Origin of the sequence: Nocardia aurea (assembly GCF_003123685.1) — a bacterium.
Classification (GTDB): Bacteria; Actinomycetota; Actinomycetes; order Mycobacteriales; family Mycobacteriaceae; genus Nocardia; species Nocardia aurea.
Window position 1 is genome coordinate 220929 of sequence record NZ_QCYJ01000170.1, and the last position, 16710, is coordinate 237638.

Annotated in this window: 1 protein-coding gene and 2 pseudogenes; all 3 read right to left on the minus strand. The window is 70.9% G+C overall.

All coding sequences use genetic code 11. From position 1 onward, the window contains the following. Window positions 1-4: 4 nt before the first annotated feature. Window positions 5-8371: pseudogene (locus DAT37_RS45960) on the minus strand (SDR family NAD(P)-dependent oxidoreductase); the annotation flags it as partial. Between the two features lie 69 nt (window positions 8372-8440). Next, complete coding sequence (locus tag DAT37_RS40720) at window positions 8441-13828, minus strand: type I polyketide synthase (RefSeq protein WP_456320133.1); 5388 nt, start codon at window positions 13826-13828, stop codon at window positions 8441-8443. Further along, window positions 13826-16414 (minus strand): annotated as a pseudogene (locus DAT37_RS46635) (type I polyketide synthase); the annotation flags it as partial. The gene DAT37_RS40720 and the pseudogene DAT37_RS46635, both read right to left, overlap by 3 nt. Window positions 16415-16710: the final 296 nt, after the last annotated feature.

The following is a 16710-nucleotide window of genomic DNA, read 5'->3' on the forward strand; positions in this document are numbered from 1 at the left end:
GCCGTCAGTTCCTGTCTACCAAGTCGAACAGTTCGTCGTCGGAGGCGGAATCCAGATCCACCGACTCGATATCGGGTTCGGCCGCGAGGCGATCGGCCAGTGCGCGCAACCGGTCGGCGATGGCATCGCTGCCCGCGTCGGCACCGGTCAGCGATGTTTCGAGAAGTCGCAGCACGTCATCGAGCGATGTCGGTCCGCTCGGGGTGTCGGCGGGCAGCACGGACACCACGTAATCGGTCACCGCCTCGGGTGAGGGGTGGTCGAAGATCAACGTCGTCGGGAGCGACAACCCGGTCGCCGCGCGCAGTCGGTTGCGCAGGTCGACGGCGGTCAGCGAGTCGAGACCGAGTTCGCGGAAGGCCCTGGTCGAACTCACCTCGGCGCCGCTGGCGTGTTTGAGCACCGCCGCGGTCTCACCGCGGACCAGCTCGAGCACCGCCGTGCGCCGTGCCGGGCCGTCCAGACCGGTGAAACGCAGGATCGTCGGCGGGGCCGTCGCTTCCTCCGTGGCGGATGTCGAACTCACCCGGCGGTCGTCACGGCGCGAGGCCGATCGGTCCGCGTCGATCCAGTAGCGGGTGCGCTGGAAGGCGTAGGTGGGCAGTTCGATCCGCTGTCCGCGCGCGGCCAGCGCGACGGTCCAATCCACCGGTAGCCCCCTGGCGTACGCCGACGCCAGCGAGATCGCGAACCTGCGCGGCCCGCCCTCGTCGCGACGCAGCGTGCCGACGACGGCCGTCGCGGGCGCGTCCACGGCTTCCAGGGTTTCCTCGATCGCGCCGGAGAGCACCGGATGTGGGCCGATCTCGAGGAAGGACCGGTATCCGTGCGCGACGAGTTCCCGGGTCGCGGCCTCGAATCGCACGGTGTTCCTCAGGTTGTCGAACCAGTAGTCGCCGGTCAGCGCGGCCCCCTCGATCCAGCCCGCGGTCACCGTGGACAGGATCGGAATCTCGCCGGCTCCGGGCGCGATCGGCGCGAGAAGGTCGGCGAGTTCGCCGCGCAACGCGTCCACGGCGGCCGAATGTGACGCGTAGTCGACGGCGACCCTGCGAGCACGTATCCCGTCCTCGTCCAGTCGCGCCAACGTCTCCTCGATCGCGGCGACTTCGCCGGACAGCACCACCGAGGTCGGGGAATTCACCACCCCCACCGAGATCCGGCCGTCGCGCACCAGTTCGGCGGCGCTCTGTTCCGACAGCGATACCGCCGCCATCGCGCCGGGCGCCGAACCCGCCGCGATCGTCCTGCTGCGCAGTGCCACCACCCGGGCGCCGTCCTCGACCGACAGCGCGCCCGCGACCACCGCGGCGGCGATCTCCCCCTGCGAATGGCCGACGACCGCGTCCGGCACGACCCCGTGCGCCCGCCACAGCGCTGCGAGGGCGACCATCACCGCCCACAGCGCGGGCTGCACGACGTCGACCCGGTCGAGGTCGACCTCGGAATCCCCGAGCAGGACCGACAGCGGCGGCCAATCGACATGCGGTTCGAGCGCTTTCGCGCATTCGGTGAGGCGGCGCGCGAATACCGGCGCGGTCCGGTACAGCTCGGCCGCCATGCCCGGCCACTGCCCGCCCTGGCCGGGAAAGACGAAGACCGTCTTGCCCGCGACCTCCGCGCCGGCGCGCACGATGTGCTCGGGCAGCGGATCGCCTGCCGCGAGGGCGTTCAGGCCCGCGCGCAGTTCGGCGTCGTCGGCGCCGAGGACCACGGCCCGTTCCGCGAGGGCGGCACGGGATTCGACCAGCGTGCGCGCGATATCGGCGGCGTCCACCTCGGGGCGTGATTGCAGGTAGGAGGCCAGTGCCACCGCCTGTCCACGCAACGCGGCGGGACTGTGCGCGGACAGGATCCACGGCAGCGGGCCCGCCGCGTCGTCGGGGGACGCGGGCCGGGGTTCCGGCGCCGGCGGTTCCTCGATGATGACGTGGGCATTGGTGCCGCTCACACCGAACGAGGAGATACCCGCTCGCCGCGGCCTTTCCGCACGCGGCCAGGGGCGCGCCTCGGTGAGCAGCCGGACCGTGCCCGCCGACCAGTCCACGTGCGGGGTCGGCTCGTCCACGTGCAGTGTCTCGGGCAGTACCCGATTGCGCAGCGCGAGCAGCATTTTGATGATGCCCGCGCCGCCCGCCGCGGCCTGGGTGTGGCCGACGTTGGATTTGAGCGAACCCAGCCACAGCGGTGTGTCCGAGGTGCGTCCCGCGCCGTAGGTGGCGATGACGGCCTGCGCCTCGATCGGATCGCCGAGCGTGGTGCCGGTTCCGTGCGCCTCGACCACGTCCACCTCCGACGCCGACAGTCCGGCATTGGCCAGCGCCTGTCGGATGACTCGCTGCTGGGCCGGTCCGTTCGGCGCGGTCAGCCCGCTCGACGCGCCGTCCTGATTGATCGCCGACCCGCGCACCACCGCCAGCACCGGATGACCCGCCCGCCGCGCGTCCGAGAGTCGTTCCAGCACGAGCATGCTCACGCCTTCGCCCCATCCGGTGCCGTCGGCCGCGGCCGCGAACGCCTTGCACCGGCCGTCGGGCGCGAGTGCGCGCTGACGGGAGAATTCGACGAAGGTCGCCGGACTCGACATGACCGCGACCCCGCCCGCCAGCGCCAGATCGCTCTCCCCCGACCGCAGTGATTGGGCGGCCAGGTGCAGGGCGACCAGCGAGGACGAGCACGCGGTGTCGACGCTGATGGCGGGGCCTTCGAATCCGAAGGTGTAGGAGATGCGACCGCTGGCGATACTGCCCGCGCTGCCGTTGACCAGGTATCCCTCCAGGTCGGCGGGCGCGTCTTGGATATGCGGCGCGTAGTCGTGGTACATCGTTCCGGCGAAGACGCCGGTCCGGCTGCCCCGCAACGAGGTCGGGTCGATTCCGGCTCGTTCCAATGCCTCCCACGAGGTCTCCAGCAGCAGCCGCTGTTGCGGATCGGTGGCGAGCGCCTCCCGCGGCGACATCCCGAACAGTCCGGCGTCGAAATCGGCCGCGTCGGTGAGGAATCCGCCGTGACGGGTGTAGGACGTGCCCGGTGTCGTCGGATCCTCGTGGTAGAGCGTCGCCAGGTGCCAGCCTCGGTCGTCGGGGAATTCCGAGACCGCGTCGCCGCCGCGTTCCAACAGCCGCCACAGCGATTCGGGACTCTCGATGCCGCCCGGAAGTCGCAGCGCGACACCGACGATCACGACGGGATCGGTGTCCGCACCGGTGCCGTGGGCCACGGTCCTCGCGGTCGCGGTGGTGCCGAGCAGGCGTTCGCGCAGGTGTGCCGCGATGGCCTCCGGTGTGGGGTGATCGAAGGTGAGGGTGGCGGGCAGGCGCAGACCGGAGGCGGCGGCGAGCCGGTTGCGCAGGTCGACGGCGGTCAGGGAGTCGAGACCGAGTTCGGCCAGTCCTCGATCGCCGCGTATACCCGCGGGGTCCGGATGATCCAGTGCCGCGGCGGCTTCGCGGCGGACCAGATCGAGCAGCACACTCGCCTGCTCCTCGGAGGGCAGCGCGGCCAGTCGTCCCGCCAGTCCCGAATCGGCGGGGCGCGATTCGGTGTCGGCGCGGCGGCGGGATGGACGGATCAGCGCCCGCAACAACGGCGGCGCGGTATCGGCGCCCTGCCATCGCGCGAGGTCCAGCGGGGCCGGGGCCAACAGCGTGCGATCGCGGTGGAAGACCGCCGCGTCGAACAGTGCCAGCGCGGTGGCGGTGGCGAGGGCGCGTACCCCCTGCTTGGCCAGCCTGTCCCGGTCAGCGTCGGTGAGATGGGCTGTCACACCGGTTGTCTCGTCCCACAGACCCCAGGCCAGCGCGGTGGCGGGCAGTCCGTCCGCGCGGCGCAGCGCGGCGAGGGCGTCCAGGCCCGTGTTGGCCGCCGCGTAGGCCGCCTGTCCGGCGGTGCCGAGCAGCCCGGCGACCGAGGAATACAGCACGAAGGCGGCCAGGTCCTGGTCGCGGGTCAGCTCGTGCAGGTGGCGTGCCCCGAGGAGTTTGGGGGCGAACACCGCGTCGAGACGTCGCGGTGTCACCGATTCCAGGACACCGTCGTCGACGATGCCCGCGGTGTGGACCACCGCCGTCAAGGGATGGTCGGCGGGCACGGCGGCCACGACCCGTTCCACGGCGGTGCGGTCGGCGATATCGGCCGACACGACCAGTACGTGGGCACCGTGGGCCCGCAGGTCGGCGACGAGTCGATCGGCGCCCGGCGCCGCCGAACCGCGCCTGCTGACCAGGAGCAGATGCCCGACACCGTGCTGTGTCACGAGATGACGGGCCAGCAGCGCGCCGAGGCCGCCGGTGCCGCCGGTCACCAGGACCGTGCCGTCCGGATCCCACTCCGGGCGCGACACACTCTCGGTCGAGCGCGTCAGGCGCGGCACGTAGCCGCGGCCGTGTCGCAGGGCGAGCTGGGACTCCCCCGCCGCCAGCGCGTCGGCGGCCGCGCGATCGAAGGCCGCGGCCGACGCGTCGGTGCCGTCGGTGTCGATCACGACGACCGTGCCGGGACGTTCGGCGGCCGTGACCCGCGCCAGCCCCCAGACCGGCGCGGCGTCGAGATCCGGCCGGTCACCATCGAGTACGGCGACCGCGTCGCGGGTGGGCAGGATCAGCGGTTCGACGCCGTCGTGCGCCTGTAGCGCGGCCAGCGCCGCGTGGGCGGAGGAACCCGACGCCGCGTCGGCGACCCGGAATATCGGTGCCGCCGAACCGGTGGTCCCCGCCGGACGCTCGATCCAGCTCACCTCGAACAGTCCGTCATCGAGCGCGGGACGCGGGGCAGCCGCGGTCCGCAGGGTGAGCGCGTCCACCGACAGCACGGGCAGGCCCGCGATGTCGGTCGCCGTCAGATCGCGCAGGCCGTCGTCGGTGACGGTGAAACTCACCCGCAGCGCCGTCGCGCCGGAGGCATGGACGCGGACCCCGTTCCACACGAAGGGAATCCGTGGCGTGTCGGCGTCGGGGGTGAGCAGGGCGATCGGGTGCAGCGCCGCGTCGAACAGCGCCGGGTGTACCGCGTAGGAACTCGGCGTCTCGGACGGTAGTGCCACCTCGGCGTGGATCGTGTCGCCGTGCCGCCACGCCGCTCCGAGGCCGCGGAACAGCGGTCCGTAGTCGAGTCCGGTCGCACGCAGTCGGTCGTAGGCGTCCGATGTGTCGAGGATCGTCGCACCCACCGGCGGCCACGGATCCGTCGTCGACGCCGGTTCCCCGTCCCGTTCCACGACCTTTCCCACCGCGTGGCGGGTCCAGCGGGCATCGGGCTCGTCCGAGGGGCGCGAATGGATCTCGACGGCGAATTCCGCGCCGATACGGCGCGCGGCGACCTGCACGTCGAGTACCGCGTCGGAGCGCAGGATCAGCGGTGACTCGATGATCAGCTCGTCGACGGTGTCGACGGCGAGGAAATCGGCGAGGTGGACGACCGATTCCACCAGCGCGGTCCCCGGCACGTAGATATTTCCCGCGACCACGTGGTCGGCCAGCCACGGCTGGATGGTCGTCGCCAGTCGTCCGGTGGCGACGGCGCCGTCGCCGGTGGCCAGCAGCAGCGGCGAGCCGAGCAGCGGATGCCCGCCGCGTGCCGTCCCGTGCGTGGTTTCCACCGTCGCCCAGAATCGCTCGTTCTGGAACGCGTAGGTGGGCAGTTCGACCCGTGGCGCGAGCGGCACGACGACGGTCCAGTCCACGTGGTGACCGTGGACGAACAGCGTCGCCGCCGCGGACAGCACCGTCGACACCTCGTCGCGGCCCTTGCGCACCGACGCCGTCGCGACACCCCAGTCGGCGCCGGTCTCGTCGAGTGTCGCCGACACCGACGGTGTCAGGACCGCACCCGCCCCCAACTCCAGGAACGCGGCCACTCCCGCCTCGCGCATGGTGCGTACGGCGTCGGCGAAGCGCACCGTGCCGCGCAGGTGCCGCACCCAGTACGTCGGGTCGGCGAGTTCGGCGCCGGTGAGCACCGCGCCGGTCGAATCCGAGACCAGCGTCGCGCCGGTCGGTTCGGAGAATGTGGTCTCGGCGACCACACTCTCGAATTCGGCGAGCACCGGATCCATCAGCGGCGAATGGAAGCCGTGCGAGACCACCAGCCGCTTCACCCGCTTGCCCGCCGCCACGAGTTCGGCCGCCAGGGCCAGCACCTCGGCTTCGGAGCCCGAGATCACCACGGCCCTCGGCCCGTTCACCGCGGCGACCGCCACCCGCTCCGACGTGTCACCCGCCGAGCGCGAGATCGCTTCGCGGACTTCGCCTTCGGTCGCGCCGATCGCCACCATCGCGCCGCCGACCGGCAGCGCACCCATCAACCGACCGCGCGCGGCCACCAATCGGGCCGCGTCCTCGAGGGTGAGCGCACCGGCGACATGTGCCGCCACCACGCCACCGATGGAATGGCCCGCGACGGCCGAGACCTCGACACCCCACGATTCGATCAACCGGAACAGCGCGACCTCGATCGCGAAGACCGCCGACTGCGTGTAGACGGTCGAATCGATCAGGCCTTCGGTGCCGGATTCGCCGAAGGCGACCGCGCGCACGGAGAACTCCACCGCCTCACCCAGGTGCCGGTCCAGCGCCGTCACCGCCGCGTCGAACGCCTCCCGGAATACCGGGAATCGGGCGGACAGGTCGGCCCCGACACCTGCCCGCTGGCTGCCCTGACCACCGAAGACGACACCCACCGCACCGGAAACGGCGGCATCGGGGCCGAGGATCACACCGGGGGTGACCGTACCGTCGGCCACCCCGTCCAGCGCCGATCCCAGCGACGTCCGGTCCGCGCCGATCACCACCGCGCGCGACCCGAACACACCGCGCTCACGCACCAACGACGAGGCGACCGAATGCGGATCGGGTTCGCCGAGGCCGGTCACGAACGCGCCGAGTCGCCGAGCCTGCGCCCGCAGTGCCGTCGGTGTCGCGGCGGACACCACGAACGGCAGCACCCCCGCCGCGCCCGGCGATGGCGCTTCCGGTGCGGCGATATCGGGCGCCTGCTCGAGGATGACGTGCGCGTTGGTCCCCGACACGCCGAATGCCGACACCGCGGCGCGCCTCGGCCTGCCCGTCTCCGGCCACACCTGCTTCTCGGACAACAGGGCGACGCGGCCCGATTCCCATTTCACCAGCGGTGAGGGCGCGTCCACGTGCAGGGTCCGCGGCAGTTCCCGGTATCGCAGCGCCAGAACGGTTTTGATCACTCCCGCCACGCCCGCGGCGGCCTGCGTATGCCCGATATTGGATTTCACCGAGCCGAGCCACAGTGGTTCGGACCGCTCCTGCCCGTAGGTCGCGAGCAGGGCCTGTGCCTCGATCGGGTCGCCGAGCGCGGTGCCGGTTCCGTGCGCCTCGACCGCGTCCACTTCCGCCGCGCTCAGTCCCGCATCGGCCAGCGCTTCGCGGATGACACGTTGCTGCGCCGGACCGTTCGGCGCGGTCAGACCGTTCGACGCCCCGTCCTGGTTCACGGCCGTGCCGCGCACGACGGCGAGCACCGGATGCCCGAGCCGTCGCGCGTCGGACAGTCGCTCGACCAGCACCACGCCGACGCCCTCCGCCCATCCGGTGCCGTCCGCGCCCGCCGCGAACGCCTTGCACCGGCCGTCTGCCGCGAGTCCACGCTGTCGCGAGAATTCGACGAAGATCGACGGCGAGGACATGATCGTGGCACCGCCCGCGACCGCGAAGTCGATATCGCCCGATCGCAGCGCCCGCACCGCGAGATGCAATGCCACCAGCGACGACGAGCACGCGGTGTCGACGGTGAGCGCGGGGCCCTCGAATCCGAAGGTGTAGGCGATCCGTCCCGACAGCACGCTCGCGGCGGTACCGGTGACGAGATAGCCCTCCACCGCCGGGGGCACGTGCCCCGGCCCGGTGACATAGGTCTGCCCGTTGGTTCCGGTGTACACGCCGGTGCGGCTGCCACGCAGGGTCTTCGGGTCGATACCGGCGTATTCGAAAGCCTCCCAGGTGGTCTGCAACAGCAGGCGCTGCTGGGGGTCGACGGCCAGCGCTTCGCGACGGGAGATGCCGAAGAAGTCGGGGTCGAAATCGGCTGCGCCGTCGATGAATCCACCCCGCTTGGTATAGGAGGTGCCGACGTGTTCAGGGTCGGGATGGTAGAGCCCCGCGGTATCCCAGCCACGATCCTCGGGGAATTCGCTGAGCGCGTCTGCGCCGCGAGCGAGCAGATCCCAGAACGCGGCGGGCGAGTCGGCGCCGGGGAATCGGCATCCGGTGGCGACGATGGCGATCGGCTCGCGTTCGGCTTCGGTGACCGAACGCAGTTCTTCCCGAGTCTTGTACAACTCGGCGCTCACCCGCCGCAGCAGATGTCGGAGTTTCTCGTCGTTCGCAACGTCGTTCACAGCTGTGCCTTTCGAAATCCACGCGTGGAGCCGGGCGCCACTGCCCGAGATGTGACAGATCCGAGGGGTGACGGATCAGGAGATGCCGAGTTCGGTGCCGATGAAATCGATGAGGTCGTCGTCGGTCGCCGTCGACAACTCGACGGCGCGACCGACCGCCCCGGTCGGGGCGAGCACCGACGAATCGACCACGCGGCGCAGGTGCTCCGCCGCGACGGCGCGTTCGTCGCCGGTGAGGTCCGCTCCCGACAGCAGCGCGGTGATCCGTTCCAGGTCGCCGAGCACCGATTCCAGCACCGTCGGTGTGTGCGGAATCAGCAGGCCGAGAATCAGATCGGCGAGTTCGGGGACCGTCGGGTGATCGAAGACGACGGTCGCGGGCAGGTCGAGTGCGGTGACCTCCCGCAGCCGGTTGCGCAGTTCCATCGCCGACAGCGAGGTGAAGCCCTGATCGCGCAGGCTCCGTTCGTCGGCGACGGCGGCGGCCGAGCCGAATCCGAGCACGGCGGCCACTTCGGCGCGCACCATCGCCTGTACGGCGCGCACGCGCTCGGCCGGGTCCGTGTCGGTGATCCGCTCGGCGAATCCGCCCGCGTGCGTCGGCTCGTCGGTGTCACCGGTGACCGGCAGCAGGTCTTCGACCAGCCGCGCGTGCGCCGTGCGCGCTGTCGCGGTCCAGTCCACGTCGGCGACGACGATCCGGGTGTGGTCCGAGGTGACCGCGCGTTCGAGTGCGTCGATCGCCAGCTCCGGGTCCATGGGTCGCAGACCGGCTCTGCGCAAATGGGTTTGCGCCTCCGGACTCGCGAGCCCCGCACCGTCCCAGTGGCCCCAGGCGATCGCGGTGGCGGGCAGCCCGAGCGAGCGGCGGTACTCGGCGAACGCGTCGGAGAAGGCGTTGCCGGGACCGTAGTTGGCCTGCCCCGCCGTAGTGACGGTCCCGGTGACCGAGGAGAACAGCACGAACGAGGACAGGGGCAGATGCGCGGTCAGCGCGTGCAGGTGTTCCGCGCCGCCAGCCTTCACCCGATGGACCCGCTCGATCCGTTCGCGGTCGAGCCCGTCGATCAGCGCGTCGTCGAGTACCGCGGCGGTATGGACCACATCGGTCAGTGGCCGTTCCTCGGGAATGTCGGCCAGGACGGCGGACAGGGCGGATCGATCGCCGATATCGCAGGCGGCCGCCGTCACGTGCGCGCCGAGTCGTTCGAGTTCGTCGACCAGGTCGCGTGCGCCGGGAGCGTCGAGTCCGCGTCGGCTCACCAGCAGCAGCCCGGTCGCGCCGTTGCTCGCGAGTCGGCGGGCCACCCGAGCGCCGAGCGCCCCGGTGCCGCCGGTGATCAGAACCGTGCCGGTCGGACGCCACACCCGCGCGGTCGACCGGGACGGGGTCGCCCGAACCAGTCGTCTGGTCCACGTACCGCTCTCGCGCACAGCGAGTTCCCGTTCGCCGACGGTATTCGACAGTGCCGCGACCGCGCGGGCGGCGAGTGCGTCGTCCGGCTCGGCGGGCACGTCGACCAGCCCACCGCCGCGCACGGCTCCCTCGGCCACCGCCGCGGCGGTGAAGGCCCAGTGCCATGCCCGCCACGGTTCGCGAACGGATTCGTCCGCGACGACGGCGACAGCGCCCGAGGTGACCACCTGGAAGTCGGCGGTCAGGCCGAGATCGGCCGCGGCTTGCACCAGCGCGACACCGGTCGCCCGCGCGTCCGATTCGGGTGCGAGCGGCAGCAGTGACACGATCCTGGTCGGCTGTTCGCGGGCGGCGAGCGCCGTCGCGATTTCGGCCCGATCCGCCTCGGTATCGATGAAGACGGTCGACGCGGTGGCGCCGGATCGCTCCAGCGTCTCGGAGATGGCCGCGACCCACGTGTTCGCGCCGCCGGTCCCGGGCGCGACGAGGAGCCAGTGGTCTCCTCGAGAGGGTCGCTGACCGGTTACCGAGATCGCGCGCCACCGCACCAGGTAGGTCCAGGAATCCAGGGTCTCGCCGTCGCGGCGGCGAGCACGCCAGGCATCGAGCGCGGGCAATACCGCACTCAATGGTGCTGCGGCCGCGTCGACGCCGAGCTCGTCGGCCAACGTGGCGGCATCGTGCGCACCGACGCGCTCCCAGAACCAGTCCTCGCCCGTGCGCTTCTCGACGGTGGTGATCGCCGGCGCGTTCAACCAGTACCGCTGTCGCTGGAACGCGTAGGTGGGCAGGGTGATCGGACGCGCGGGAGCGACGATCGCGGTCCAGTCGACATCGTGGCCGTGGGTGAAGACCGTGGCGGCCGCCCGGAACAGGCCGAGTGTTTCGGCACGATCACCCCGCAGTGCCGCGACGGCGACGCCGCCGCGGTCGTGTTCCTCCAGCGTGCTCGCCACTGCCGGTGTCAGAACCGCCTGCGCGCCGAGTTCGAGGAACAACTCCGCTCCGGCGTCGCGGGCGGTGCGCACCGCGTCGGCGAATCGGACCGTGCCGCGCAGATGGCGCACCCAGTAGCGTGGATCGGCGAGTTCGTCGTCGGCGAGCACTTCCCCGGTCGAATCGGAGACGAGTACCAGCTGTGTCGCGCGGAAGGACAATCCGGCGACGACCGCGTCGAATTCCGCGAGCACCGGTTCCATCAGCGAGGAGTGGAACGCGTGTGACACGGGGAGTCGTTTCGTCCTGCGCCCGGTGTCGGACAGTTCGGCGGCGACCGCTTGCACCGCCGCGTCGGCCCCCGAGATCACCAGCGACCGTGGACCGTTCACCGCGGCGATCGAGATCCCGCCGCCGCGATGGTCGACCACCGAGCGGGCGATGGCCTCGAGCACTTCACCTTCGGTGGCCTCCACCGCGACCATCGCGCCACCCGAGGGAAGCGACCCCATCAACCGCCCCCTGGCCGCGACCAGCCGCGCCGCGTCCTCGAGCGACAGCGCGCCCGCGACATGCGCGGCCACCACACCGCCGATGGAATGGCCCGCCACGACGGCGACGTCGATACCCCACGATTCGATCAACCGGAACAGCGCGGTCTCCACCGCGAAGACCACGGGCTGGGTGAACACCGTGGCATCGATGAGCCCCTCGGTTCCGGCGGCGCCGAACGCGATATCGCGGATCGAGTGCTGCCCCACACCGTCGAGGTGACCGTCCAGCAACTCCACCGCCCGGTCGAATGCCGCGCGGAACACCGGGAAGCGCTCGTACAGTTCGCGACCGGCACCGGCACGCTGACTGCCCTGTCCGCCGAAGACGACGGCCACCTTCCCACCGGCGGCGGACCCGGGGCCGACCGTCACCTCGGGCGCCGAACGCCCGTCGGCCAGCGCGGTCAGACCCGCCACGAGATCGCCGACACCGTCGGCCGTCACCACCGCCCGCGTCCCGAATACCGTTCGGTCACGGACCAGCGCGGACGCGAACTCCGCGATATTCGACCCGATATCGCCGGCCGCCAGTCGCCCGGCCTGTGCGCGCAGCGCCTCCGCCGATCCACCCGAGAGGACGAAGGGCAGCTGGCCGCCATGGAATTCGTCCGGGGACGCGGCGGGCGGGATCACCGCGACCGGCGCTTCTTCGATGATCACGTGGGCGTTGGTGCCGCTGATGCCGAACGAGGAGATACCCGCTCGGCGTGGACGCGGGCCCGGTAGCCACGGTCGCGCCTCGGTGACCAGCCGGACCGCGCCGGCCGACCAGTCCACGTGTGGCGACGGCGCGTCCACGTGCAGGGTCGCCGGAATCGTCCGATGGCGCAGTGCCAGTACCGCTTTGGTGAGCCCCGCGGTTCCCGCCGCGGCCTGGGTGTGGCCGATGTTGGACTTCAGCGAGCCGAGCCACAGCGGTTCGGACCGATCGCGGCCGTAGGTCGCCAGCAGTGCCTGCGCCTCGATCGGATCACCCAGAGCGGTTCCCGTCCCGTGCGCCTCGACCACGTCGACATCCGAGGCACGCAACCCGGCATCGGCGAGCGCCTCCTGGATCACCCGCTGTTGCGCGGGACCGTTGGGCGCGGTGAGACCGTTGGACGCCCCGTCCTGATTCACCGCCGAACCGCGCACCACCGCCAGGACGTCGTGCCCGAGCCGCCGCGCGTCCGACAGCCGCTCCACCAGCACCAGACTCACCGCCTCGGCCCAGCCGGTCCCGTCCGCCCCCGCCGCGAACGCCTTGCAGCGACCGTCGGGCGCCAGTCCGCGCTGCCGGGAGAATTCGGTGAACATGCCGGGATTCGACATCACCGTGACCCCGCCCGCGATCGCGAGATCCACCTCGCCCGCACGCAGCGCCCGCACCGCCAGATGCAGCGCCACCAGCGACGACGAGCACGCCGTGTCCACGGTGATCGCGGGCCCCGCCAGGCCGAACGTGTAGGCGACGCGACCGGACAGCACACTCGGCGACAGGCCGGTCAGTCCATATCCCTCGGCCACGTCGGGCATCTGATGCAACCTGGGTCCGTACTCCTGCGGTGTGGCGCCCAGGTACACGGCGGTGCGACTGCCCGCCAGCGTCCCCGGCACGATGCGCGCACGCTCGAAAAGCTCCCAAGCCGCTTCCAGCACCAGCCGCTGCTGCGGATCCATCGCGGCGGCTTCCCTCGGTGAGATACCGAAGAAGGCCGCGTCGAAATGAGCCACGTCCCTGACGAACCCGCCGTGCCGCACGTAGCTCGACCCGGATTCGGTCCCGCTCGGGTCGAACAGCGCCGCGAGATCCCAGCCGCGGTCGTCGGGGAAGTCGCCGATCGCCTCGCCCCCTCCGGCGACGAGATCCCAGAGTTGCTCCGGTGTGTCCGCACCGGGGAACCGTCCGCTCAGCGCGACGATCGCGATCGGATCATCGGTGGAGTCGTCGGGTCGGGCACGCTCGTGACGAACCGTGGCCGAATCGTCAGGAGCCGTCCCGGATAGTCGGGCGTCCAGATGCGCCGTGAGCGCGGCCGGTGTCGGGAAGTCGTAGACCGCTGTCGCGGCGATTCGGATCCCGAGTTCTCCGCTCAGTCCCCGGGCGAGTTCGGAGGCGCCGAGCGAGTCCAGCCCGAGTTCCTTGAATGTCCGGTCCGAGGACAGTGCGGAGGGATCGGCGTATCCGAGAACCGCGGCGGTCGTGCCGAGAACCGTTTCCGCGAGCGCGGAGTGCGCGATGGTGGCCCCCGCGGGTTCCACGGGGGCGTTCACCCGCGCCGCGTCCGTGGCCGGTGTCGCAGGCACCACATCGGGCCGGGTCGTGGCGGTGACAAGTTCGGTCTCGTGGGACCGAACCGAGGCGACCACGACATCGGAGTTCACGCGAACCGTCGGACCGGCAACCCCATCCGCCGGATCCGTCACGTCCGATACTTCCGTCGCGGCAGGTTCCGTGGACCGTGCGGGGAGATCGATCCAGTACCGCTGCCTCTGAAACGCATAGGTGGGCAATTGGATTCGTCGCGCCGGCGGCACGATCTCCGCCCAGTCGACATGGTGACCGTTGGTGAACACGGTCGCGGCGGCTGTCGCTGTCGTGGCGATCTCGTCGCGGCCTCGACGCAGTGTCGGGATCACCGCGACGGCACCATCGGCCTGGTCGAGTCCGGCCGATATCGAGGGGGCCAGCACAGCGTCGGCGCTCGCCTCGACGAACACCCCGACGCCCAGTGCTCGCATGGTGGCGACGGTGTCGGCGAAGCGGACCGTGCCGCGCAGGTGCCGTGTCCAGTACGTCGGGTCGGCCAATTCCGCGCGGGTGACCACCTTGCCGGTGACATCCGAGATCAGGGCGGGTCCGTGCGGTTCGGCGAACGTCGATCCGGCGACCACGGTTTCGAATTCGGCCAGCACGGGTTCCATCGCCGCCGAATGGAACGCGTGCGAGACCGCGAGCCGTTTGGTCCGGCGCCCGGCTGCCGAGTGCGCGTCGGCCACCCGGCTGACCGCATCCTCCGATCCGGAGATCACCACCGCGCGCGGGGCGTTCACCGCGGCGATGGACACGTCCCGGTGCGCGTCGCCCGCGACGCTCGAAATCGTCTCCAGCACTTCCGCTTCGGTGGCCTCGACCGCGATCATGGCACCGCCGGACGGCAACGATCCCATGAGTCTGCCCCTGGCCGCCACCAATCGCGCGGCGTCGTCGAGCGACAGCACCCCCGCGACGTGCGCCGCCACAACGCCACCGATCGAATGCCCGGCGACCGCCGCGATCTCGATCGACCACGACCGCAGCAGGCTGTACAGCGCGGTCTCCAGCGCGAAGACGACCGCCTGGGTGTAGACCGTGGAATCGATCAGTCCCGCCGTGCCGTCGGCACCGAACGCCACCTCGCGCACCGTGTGTTCGACCGCACCCGCGAGATGCCGGTCCAGGGCCGAGGCCGCCGCGTCGAACGCCGACCTGAAGGCCGGAAACCGTTCGTAGAGAGCCGCTCCGGCTCCGGCCCGCTGGCTCCCCTGTCCGCCGAAGACGACGCCGACGCCGCCCACTGCCCCGGCCGAGGTGACGATTCCCGGAACCGTCCGTCCCCGGGCCAGCCCGGTCGCCCCCGCGACCAAAGCGGCCCGGTCGGCGGCGAGCACGACACCGCGCGTCCCGAAGACGACACGGTCACGGGCCAAGCCCGAGGCGATCGAGGTCGGGTCCGCGTCATCGCGCGTGGCGAATTCGGCCAGCCGCGCCGCCTGACCCGCCAACGCCGCAGCCGACACCCCCGAGATCACGAACGGTGTCACGTCCCCGGGTCGCGAATCGGCCTGCGCCGCGCCGACAACCCCCGGCCTCGTCTCGAGTTCCGCACCGGCCGAGGCTCTCTCGATGACCACGTGCACGTTCGTGCCGCCCATTCCGAACGAGCTGACGCCCGCGATCACCCGTCGATCGGCGTGCTGCCAGGGCTCGGCGGCCGTGACCACACGCAGGTTCGACCCTTCGAGATCGATGCCGGGATGGGGCCGATCATGGTTGAGCGTCGCCGGAATCTCCGGACCGCGTACGCTCACAATGGCTTTCAGTAGTCCGACCAGACCGGCCGCCCCTTCGAGGTGACCGACGTTCGGTTTGACCGAACCCACGAGCAGCGGATCGTCCGAGGGTCGCGCACGCCCGATGGCGAGGGCAAGGGCCTCGGCTTCGACGGGATCGCCGACCTTGGTACCGGTGCCGTGCAACTCGACGTACCGCACATCCTCGGCGCGCAGATTCGCCCGCCGCAGTGCCCGCTCGATGGCCGCCGCCTGCGCGGCCGCCGTCGGCACGGTCAGCCCGGGACTCGCGCCGTCGTTGTTGAGCGCGGTGCCGCGGATCACCGCGTGCACGCGGTCGCCGTCGGCCCGTGCCTGTTCCAGCGATTTCAGCAGCAGTACCACCGCCCCCTCACCACGCACGTAGCCGTCGGCGTCGGCGTCGAACACCGAGGCGCGGCCGCTGGCGGACACACCGCCGAACCGCTGCGCCGTCACCGCGCTGCCACGACCGAGATTCAGATTCGCGGCGGCGACGAATGCCGTTGTCGACTCGCCGCTGCCGAGGCAGGCGCATGCCAGATGTACCGCGGCGAGGCCGGAGGATTGCGCGGAGTCGACGGTCAGGCTCGCCCCGCGCAGACCGAAGGTGTAGGAGATCCGGTTGGCGAGGACTCCTCGGCTCAGACCGGTGAGGGTATGACGGGTGACGGCGGCGTCACCGGCCTCCTGCACCAGCGCGGCGTAATCGCTCGCGATCGCACCCACATAGACGCCGGTGTCGGAACCACGCAGCGCGGTCATCGGGATATTCGCGTCTTCGGCTGCCTCCCAAGCCAATTCCAGCAGGAGGCGTTGCTGAGGGTCGACCGCGACAGCCTCGCGCGGGGCGATGCCGAAGAACTCGGCGTCGAACTCGTCGACCTTATCCAGGAAGCCGCCGACGAGCCCTTCGATACGAGGATCCGCCGTGAGGCGACCGGCCGACGGAGTTCCGATCGCGCTCTCGCCGTGACGCAGGAGCCGCTCGAACTCGGCGGGACCGTTCGCGCCCGGCAGCCTGCACGCGAGTCCGATCACCGCGACCGGAGAAAACTCCGATCCATTCCCTGGTGTTTCAGCCACAGACATTCATCTCCCTTTGATCGGGGGAATAGCGCGCATTCCGGAAACATCGATCGCCTACACGTCCCGGTGACTTCCGAAGTGTCGACAACTCGACGATCTCCGATTCACATCACCCGGACACCAGCGTAATCCCCTGCGGCACAGTGACTGTCGCGAGACGCATCGGAAAGTCCGATACGCACCCATCCGGAATTCCGATCGAATTCGACGGACCTCGCGCAACACGACCCATTTCCCACCCCGCGTCCCGAATAATACAGGCAGGTAGTCGATCGGATGCATATCCATAAGCATTTGCT